This window comes from Falsiroseomonas sp. RANM36 (assembly GCF_056682175.1).
The window spans coordinates 947203-955327 of sequence record NZ_JBWXTD010000003.1; the positions used below are offsets into that span (position 1 = coordinate 947203).

At 72.2% G+C, this 8125-nt stretch carries 8 protein-coding genes and 1 pseudogene; 2 read left to right on the forward strand and 7 right to left on the reverse strand.

Annotated elements, in window-relative coordinates:
- The 3 genes and pseudogenes from AC1MIR_RS09365 to AC1MIR_RS09375 all read right to left on the reverse strand — a co-directional run.
- A pseudogene (locus AC1MIR_RS09365) lies at nucleotides 1-956 on the reverse strand (heparinase II/III family protein); the annotation flags it as partial.
- Nucleotides 956-1636 carry a ribulose-phosphate 3-epimerase gene (gene rpe / locus AC1MIR_RS09370; RefSeq protein ID WP_480027900.1) on the reverse strand — a complete coding sequence of 227 codons (681 nt, stop codon included), beginning with the start codon at nucleotides 1634-1636 and terminating at the stop codon, nucleotides 956-958. The gene rpe and the pseudogene AC1MIR_RS09365, both read right to left, overlap by 1 nt.
- A gap of 51 nt (nucleotides 1637-1687) precedes the next feature.
- Nucleotides 1688-2158: an Lrp/AsnC family transcriptional regulator gene (locus tag AC1MIR_RS09375; protein WP_480027901.1), complete on the reverse strand. Its 471-nt coding sequence runs from the start codon at nucleotides 2156-2158 to the stop codon at nucleotides 1688-1690.
- 89 nt (nucleotides 2159-2247) lie between these two features.
- Between AC1MIR_RS09375 and AC1MIR_RS09380 the strand changes: the two genes are divergently transcribed.
- A complete protein-coding gene (locus AC1MIR_RS09380; protein ID WP_480027902.1) occupies nucleotides 2248-3243 on the forward strand; it encodes a tripartite tricarboxylate transporter substrate binding protein in 996 nt (331 codons plus the stop codon).
- A 10-nt stretch (nucleotides 3244-3253) separates the two neighbouring features.
- On the opposite strand, the gene phnE (AC1MIR_RS09385) is transcribed toward AC1MIR_RS09380, so the two are convergent.
- The 4 genes from phnE (AC1MIR_RS09385) to phnC are packed head-to-tail and all read right to left on the reverse strand — an operon-like array spanning nucleotide 3254 to nucleotide 6844.
- Nucleotides 3254-4117 (reverse strand): phosphonate ABC transporter, permease protein PhnE, encoded by an 864-nt coding sequence (gene phnE / locus AC1MIR_RS09385; protein WP_480027903.1) that lies wholly within the window; start codon nucleotides 4115-4117, stop codon nucleotides 3254-3256.
- A gap of 1 nt (nucleotide 4118) precedes the next feature.
- On the reverse strand, nucleotides 4119-5021 hold the full coding sequence (gene phnE, locus AC1MIR_RS09390) for a phosphonate ABC transporter, permease protein PhnE (RefSeq protein WP_480027904.1): 903 nt from the start codon (nucleotides 5019-5021) through the stop codon (nucleotides 4119-4121).
- Nucleotides 5022-5030: 9 nt separating this feature from the next.
- Complete coding sequence (phnD, locus tag AC1MIR_RS09395; RefSeq protein WP_480027905.1) at nucleotides 5031-5996, reverse strand: phosphate/phosphite/phosphonate ABC transporter substrate-binding protein; 966 nt, start codon at nucleotides 5994-5996, stop codon at nucleotides 5031-5033.
- Between the two features lie 23 nt (nucleotides 5997-6019).
- The gene (gene phnC / locus AC1MIR_RS09400; protein WP_480027906.1) at nucleotides 6020-6844 is read right to left on the reverse strand and encodes a phosphonate ABC transporter ATP-binding protein; all 825 of its coding nucleotides are present in this window, start codon (nucleotides 6842-6844) and stop codon (nucleotides 6020-6022) included.
- Nucleotides 6845-7000: 156 nt separating this feature from the next.
- Here phnC and AC1MIR_RS09405 point away from each other — a divergent pair, with 156 nt between their 5' ends.
- Nucleotides 7001-7942 carry a metal ABC transporter solute-binding protein, Zn/Mn family gene (locus AC1MIR_RS09405; protein ID WP_480027907.1) on the forward strand — a complete coding sequence of 314 codons (942 nt, stop codon included), beginning with the start codon at nucleotides 7001-7003 and terminating at the stop codon, nucleotides 7940-7942.
- Nucleotides 7943-8125: the final 183 nt, after the last annotated feature.

An 8125-nucleotide genomic window follows, 5' to 3' on the forward strand; every position in this document is an offset into this window, starting at 1 on the left:
CGCGCGCGGCATTCGCCCCGCACCCGGGGGGGGGGGGGGGCCTGGGGGGGTACGCGGGCTTGGGGCCGGGGGGCGGGCGCGCGGCCGCGCGACTGCGCCTGGGTCAGCACCAGGTCGAGCATGGCGGCGGGTTCCTCCCGCGTCCCGTTGAACATCGCGAGCCCGCCATCGGCGTGGCGCATCAGGCGCAACGCCGGGGCGGCGCGGTCCAGCACCACGGGTAGCAGCGGCGGCGTGTCCACCCCGGCGCCGTGCAGCAGGTTGCGGATCTCCACCAGGTCCTGGACGGCGGCGAGAAGCTGCGACGGGCTGCGCTCCACATGGCCGCCATCGGGGTGGAACTGGCGTTCCAGCTCCTGCGGCAGGAAGCGGACGCAGCGGGCGAGCCAAGTCTCCTCCTCCAGCGCCACGGAGGCGGCCATGCCGCCCTTCAGCGCCACCAACGCGCCGCGATGCGCCGCCTCGGCGGGCAGGGAGGCGACGACGTTCCGCGCATCCTGCGCCATGCGCTGCATGAGCTGGCGGCGGAACGCGTCCTCCGCGGTGGCGGCAAGGAAATCCCAATGGCCGAGCCAGGCGGAGATGCGCGCGCCGGCGACTTCCGGCGCCTCGGAGAGCGCATCGTCGCGCAGCGCGAGCCAATCGGCGGTCAGCGCCCGCCCGCGCAGCCGCGCGGCATCGGTGCCGAGCGCGCGCAGGTCGCGTAGCCAGGCGAAGCCATGCGCGGCGGCACGCCAGGCAGGCGAGCCCGCGGCCCAGTCCTGCGCGCCATCGGCCTCGGCCGGGCGCAGCGGGCGGACGGTGCCCAGCACCTCGAACTCGCCGCGCAGAAGGCGTGCGCCGCGGGCGGCATCGCCGGGCCAGAGGTCGCGGAAGGCGCGGGCCGGGCTGTCCGGCACCCGGATCGGCTTGAGATTCGCCAGGATGCGGCGGGCGCCGCGCAGCAGGCCTTCCATCAATCCTCCCCCGCCGTTCCGGCGCGCAGGGCGCGGATCGCACCGGCATAGTCCTTCGTGCCGAACACCGCCGTTCCCGCCACCAGCACATCCGCCCCGGCGGCGACGCAGTCCCGCGCCGTTTCCGCCGTGACGCCCCCATCCACCTGCAGCGCGATCTCCCGCCCCGACCTGTCGATCATCGCGCGCAACGCGGCGATCTTGGCAAGCTGGGACCGGATGAAGGACTGCCCGCCGAAGCCCGGATTGACCGACATCACCAGCACCAGGTCGCAGAGGTCGAGCACCGGCTCCACGGCCGAGACGGGCGTCGCCGGGTTCAGCACCACCCCGGCCTTCTTGCCCAACGCGCGGATCGTCTGCAGCGATCGGTGCAGATGCGGCCCGGCTTCCGGGTGCAGGCTGATCAGGTCGGCCCCGGCCTCGGCGAAGGCCGCGAGGTAGGGATCGGCCGGGGCGATCATCAGGTGGACGTCGAAGGGCAGCGCGCAATGCGGGCGCAGCGCCTTCACCAGCCCCGGCCCGAAGGAGATGTTGGGCACGAAATGCCCGTCCATGATGTCGAGATGCAGCCAGTCCGCGCCGGCGGCCTGGATGGCGCGCACCTCCTCGCCCAGCCGGGCGAAATCGGCGGCGAGCAGGGACGGGGCGATCCGGATCTTGCGGTCCGCGTCGGGCATGGCCGGACGGTTCTAGCCCTCATGCCCCCGGGGCGGAACCGCCAGGGGTGCTCAAATCGGCAGGGCGGTGGTGCCCTTCACCCGTTCCATGGCGAAGCGGCCGGTCACCTTGCGCAGCGCCGGGACGGCGGCCACGAACCGGCGGTAGAAGGCGTCGTAGCCCGCCATGTCCGGCACCACCACGCGCAGCAGGTAGTCCACGTCGCCGCCGAGTCGCCAGCATTCGACGATCTCCGGCAGGCCCTCCACGGCCGCGGCGAAGCGGGCGATCCAGTCCGCGGAGTGGTCGCCGGTCTCCACCGCGACGAAGACCGAGATCGGCAGGCCGACCTTCGCCGGGTCCACGATGGCGACGCGGGCGGTGATGACGCCCTGCTCCTCCATCCGCTTGATGCGCTTCCAGCAGGGGGTGGGGGTCAGCCCGACCTCCTGGGCGATCTCGGCGAGGGAGCGCGAGGCGTCCTGCATCAGCAGGCGCAGGATCTCGCGATCGATACGGTCCAACTCCGCAGCGGTGGACATGGTGGAACTCCGACGGCGTGAATTCGGGGTTACGTAGCACGAAAATCTTTCGCTTGCAGGGTTCCGGCGGCCATGCAGAAAAGATTTCCATGAACACGCCCCAGACCCGCGCGCCGGCCACGTCCCGGCGCTCCCTCCTCGCCCTGCTCGGCGCCGCGGCGCTGCCCGCGCCCGCGCTCGCCCAGGGCGCCTGGCCGGACCGGCCGCTGCGACTCGTGATCCCGGTGGCGCCGGGCGGCAGCCTCGACATCCTCGGCCGCACCTTCGCCCGCGCCATCACGCCTGCGCTCGGCCAGCCGGTGGTGGCGGAGAACCATCCGGGCGCCGGCAGCAACCTGGCCTTCGAGCTGGTGGCCCGCGCCCGGCCGGACGGGAACACGCTGCTGGTCGGCTCCGACCCGCTGACCATCAACCCCTCGCTCTATCGCCGCATCGGCTTCGACCCGGTGCGCGACTTCGCCCCGGTGATCGAGCTGGTGCGGGCGCCGCAGGTGCTGGTGGTGCATCCCCGCCATCCGGCGACGGACCTCGCCTCCTTCCTCAAGCTGGCGCGGGAGGCGGAGGGGGCGATGACGCTCGCCTCCCAGGGCAACGGCTCGATCGGGCATCTGGCGGGGGCGGTGCTGACGCAGCGCACCGGCATCCGCTTCACCCATGTGCCCTATCGGGGCGGCGGGCCGGCGGTGGTGGACGTGATGGCCGGGCATGTGGAGGCGCTGCTGGTCACGCTGCCGGCCGCCATCGAGCATATCCGCGACGGCCGGCTGAAGGCGCTGGCGGTCACCTCGGCGGGGCGCAACCCGGCGCTGCCGCAGGTGCCGAGCGTCGCCGAACAAGGACTGCCTGGCTACGAGGTGGTGACCTGGCAGGGCATCCTGGCGCCTTCCGGCACGCCGGAGCCGGTGATCGCCCGGCTCAACGCGGCGCTGCTGGAGGCGCTGCGCACGCCCGCCATCGCGGAGGGGCTGGCGCGGCAAGGTTTTGCGCCGCGCGGCGGCACGCCGGCGGAGTTCGCCGCGCTGGTCCGGGCGGAGGCGGCGCGCTGGCCGGCGATCGTGCGGCTGGCCGGCGCGACGCTGGATTGATCAGCGCTTATCAGCGCGCGGCCATGCCTTCCCGCCGGCCGATCAGTTTCGCGCGGATGCGGGCGGAGATGAGGTCGATGACGGCGACGGTGGCGATCATCAGGATGATGATGAAGGCCACCTCGTCCCAGTGGCGGACCTTGATGCGCTCCGCGATCTGCAGACCGATGCCGCCGGCGCCGACCACGCCGAGGATCGCGGCCGAGCGCGTGTTGCTCTCGAAGAAATAGAGGGCCTGGGCGAGCATCACCGGCAGCACCTGCGGCAGCAGGCCGAAGCGCGTGCGCAGCAGGCCGTTGCCGCCGACCGCGACGATACCCTCCGCCTGGCGCTTCTCGGCATTCTCGATCGCCTCCGCGTAGAGCTTGGCGAGCACGGCGGTGTCCGCGGTCGCGATGGCGAGCACGCCGGCGAGCGGGCCGAGGCCGACGGCGCGCACATAGGCCAGCGCCCAGATCAGCTGGTCCACCCCACGGAAGCCGTCGAAGAGGCGGCGGATGGAGAAATGCGCGAGCGTGCTGGTGATGACGTTGCCCGCGCCGAGCAGGCCGAGCGGCACCGCCAGCAGGGCGGCGACGAAGGTGCCGAGGAAGGCCATCGCCACGCTCTCCGCCAGGCCCTTCAGGATCTCCATCCAGAGCTCGCCCGGGGAGGGCGGGACCATCAGCACGAGGATGGTGCCGAGGCCGGAGAGGCCGTTCCACAGCCGCTGCGGCGTGATGTCGAACCAGTGGAAGAGGAAGCCGATCCAGCCGATCGCGGCGGCGGCCAGCAGGGCACGCAGCAGCCGCGTCCGCAGCGGGGCGCCGAAGGCTTCCGGCATCAGGCGGCGCCAGGTCGCGATGTCCTGCGCGGTGGGGTGGAGATTGGCCATGTCAGCGCGCCGCCCCGGCATCGAGGCCGCGGCGCAGCCGCTCCGACGCCAGGTCGATCACGGCCACGGAGAGGATGATGAGCACGACGATCGCGCTGACCTCCTCGTAGTAGTTGAAGGAGATCACGTGATAGAGCTCCTCGCCGATGCCGCCGGCGCCGACGAAACCGATCACGCTGGCGCCGCGGACATTCACCTCGAAGCGCAGCAGCGCGTAGCTGAGGAAGTTCGGCGCCACCTGCGGCAGCACGCCGTAGCGCATGCGGTGGAACCAGTTGCCGCCGGCGGCGCGCACGCCCTCCTGCGGGCCGGGATCGGCATTCTCCACCACCTCGGCGAAGAGCTTGCCGTTCGCGCCGGCGGTGTGGATGGCGATCGCCAGGATGCCGGCCAGCGGGCCGATGCCGAAGGCCCAGACGAAGATCAGCGCGAAGACGATCTCCGGCACGGTGCGGCAGAATTCCAGAACGCGCCGCACCAGGTGGTAGCTCCAGGCGCTGGGCGCGGTGTTGCGCGCGGCGACGCAGCAGAGCGCGAGGGAGACGGCGGTGCCGCCGACCGTCGCCAGCAGCGCCATCTGGCTGGTCTCGAAGATCAGCCAGAGCCATTTGTCGAGGCGGTAGAACCAGGAGGCGAGGCTGCCCTCGGTCTCCCAGTCGGCGAACAGCGTCTCCCACCGCAGGGTGGGGAGGATGCGGTGGAAATATTCGCCGATGCGCGGCAGGCCGGCGAGGATCGCCTCCGGCGAGGCCTCGCTGACCAGCGCCGCGACATAGATGCAGACGAGGAGGACGGCGCACCACAGCAGCGTCGCGTTGCGCCGCGCGCGGCGGGCCGCCTGGAAGGCGGCCTCACCCCGGGCGACGACGGCGGCGCTGCCGGACGGGAAGAGAACCGCCTCCATGCGCGACGATCAGGAGCGGCGGCGCCGCTCGGCCGCTTCCTCGCGGCGCAGCTGCACGATCGGCTCGAACATCGCATGCGTCACGGCGGCATAGCCCTGCCCGCCGCCGCGCTCGATCTGCGCGTAGACCTGCGGATGCGCCGTGGCCAGCGCCAGGTGGAAGGCGGTGAAGTCCTGCTTGAAGGCGGGTGGCAGGTCGGTGCGGACCGTCATCGGGCCGTTCGGGATCGGCCGCGACTTCCAGATGATGCGGAGGTCGCGCATGTTCAGCATGCCCTTCTCCACCATCGCGCGGAGGTTGCCGCGGGTGAAGCCCTGGCTCTCCTCGCCCTGGCCGGAGGCCCAGGTCACGGCGGCGTCGTATTGCCGCTGCAGCACCGCGACCACCGCCTGCTCATGCCCGCCGCCGAAGCCGGTGCGGGAGAAGTAGGTGTTGATGTCGATGCCGGCGCCGCGCAGCTCGGAGCGGGGAATCAGGTAGCCGGAGGTGGAGTTCGGATCGGCCCAGGCGAGCGACTTGCCGCGCATCTGCTCGAGGCTGGTGATGCCGCTGTCGGCGCGGACCACCATGCAGGAGATGTAGGCGATGGAGCCGTCGGCCTCGCGCGCGACGAAGAGCGGCTCGACGCCGCCATTGGTGTCGAGCCAGGCGCCGGCATAGGCGGAGGCGCCGAGCGCCGCGCCCTCGATCTGCTTCGCGCTGAAGGCCTGCATCACGCCGGCATAGTCCGCGGCGGGGAAGAGGCGCACGGGCACGCCGAAGGTCTGCTCCAGCAGCGCGCGATAGGCCTCGTAGCGGCCGAGGCGGTCGGCCTCGTTCTCGCCGCCGAGCAGGCCGAGGCGGATCTGCGGCACCTGCTGCGCCCAGGGGCGGCGGCCGGGGCTCGGCATCTGCGGCGCGGCCCCGCCCGTCTGGGCGGCGGCGGCGAGGGGCGCCAGGGCGGCGCCGGCGATCAGCAGGCGACGAGACAGCATCGGGGTTCTCCGTGGTCGGGGGGTCAGGCGACGGCGAGCCGGGCGGCCACCGGACGCGGGCGCATGGTGGTGTCCTCCGAGGCCTGTTCCTCGAACTCGTCCTCGGAGACGCCGTAGATCTCGCGCACGCGGGCGGAAGTGAGCTCGGCCGGCGTGCCGTCGAACATCACGCGGCCGGCCTGCATCGCGACGATGCGGTCGCAATACTGCCGTGCGGTGTCGAGGTGATGGAGGTTGGTGAGCACGGTGATGCCGTCCTCGCGGTTCACCTGGCGCAGCGCGTCCATCACGGTCTTCGCGTTGCGCGGATCGAGCGAGGCGATGGGCTCGTCGGCCAGGATCAGCTTCGGCTCCTGCAGCAGGGCGCGGCAGATCGCGACGCGTTGCTGCTGCCCGCCGGACAGCGTGTCGGCGCGCTGCAGCGCGCTGGCGGCGAGGTCGAAGCGATCGAGCGCGCGGAGCGCCATCGCGCGCTCCTCGGCGGTGAACATCTTGAGCATCGAGGTGACGTTGCCGAGCAGGCCGGGGCGGTGGTTGAGCCGACCGACCAGGACGTTGGTGAGCACGTCGAGCCGCTGCACCAGGTTGAACTGCTGGAAGATCATGGCGCAGTCGGTGCGCCAGCGGCGGAGCGCCGCGCCGCCGAGCGCGGTGACGTCGCGCCCGTCATGCAGGATGCGGCCCGCGGTGGGCTCGGTCAAACGGTTGATCATGCGCAGCAGCGTGGACTTGCCGGCGCCCGAGCGGCCGATGATGCCGACCATCTGGCCGGCGGGAATGGCCAGCCGCACCTCGTCCACGGCGACAAGCTCGCCGAAGCGCCGCGTCAGTCCCTGCAGTTCGAGCATCGTCCCGCCCTTCCGACGGGGCGGGATTACACCCGGGCGGTGACAGGCCGGCGACGCTGGCGTGACAGAGTCGTTGCGGTGCGCCCCGGGCACCTTGCACGGGGCGGGCTCCATCCGTTATGTTATACTGTAACGTTTCTTGCTATCGGGATTTCCATGCACCGTCGCTCCCTCCTGCTCGGCGCCGCGCTGGCGCTTCCCGCGCTGCTGCCGCGCCACGCCCGCGCGCAGGGCGGCATCCGGGTGGTCGCCTCCTTCTCCATCCTGGGCGACATGGTCGCGCAGATCGCGGGCGACCGCGTGCAGCTGCGCAGCATCGCCGGGCCGAACGTTGATGCGCACGGCTTCCAGCCGCGGCCTTCCGACGCGCAGGCGCTGCGGGAGGCGACGCTGGTGGTGCGCAACGGGCTCGGCTTCGACGGCTGGATGGACCGGATGATCCGCAGCGCGAATTACCGCGGGCCGGTGGTGACCGCGACCGAGGGCATCGCGCCGCGCACCATGCCGGCGCACAGCCACGGGCATGCGCATGGCAACGCGCAGGGCGGCCGTTCGCGGACCGTGCCCGATCCGCATGCCTGGCAGGACCCGCGGCTCGGCGCGCTGTATGTGCGCACCATCGCCCGCGGCCTGGCCGGCGCCGATGCCGCCAACGCCGCAGCGCATCTCGCCGCCGGCGAGGCCTATGCCACGCGGCTCGAGGCGCTGGATGGCTGGATCCGCACGCAGCTCGCGACCGTGCCGGAGGCCCGGCGCAAGGTCGTCACCAGCCACGACGCCTTCGGCTATTTCGGCGCCGCCTATGGCATCCGCTTCGTGGCGCCGCAGGGCGTCTCGACGGAGGCCGAGCCGAGCGCGCAGCAGGTCGCGGCGCTGATCCGGCAGATCCGCGCCGAGGGCATCACCGCCGTCTTCCTGGAGAACATGGCCAATCCGGCGACGCTGGAGCGCCTGGCGCGCGAGGCCGGGGTGCGCGTGCGCGGCCGGCTCTATGCCGATGCGCTCTCGGCGCCGGACGGGCCGGCGCCCACCTATGAGGCGATGTTCCGCCACAACATCGGCCTGCTGGTGCCGGCGATGCGCGGGGATGCGGCGTAGCGCGGCGGGCTAGAGCACGTTCCGATCGACTGGAATCAGTCGATCGGAAAGTCGTGCTCTAGGACACATGTTTCCAGAGCAGCTTATGCCCGTTCGGCGGAACCGCGCAGCGGTTGCCCGCGAACGGGCGCGGCGCTAGCAGGCTGCGGAAAATAGGCTGTTCGGTTCGGCGCGGGGGGTGTT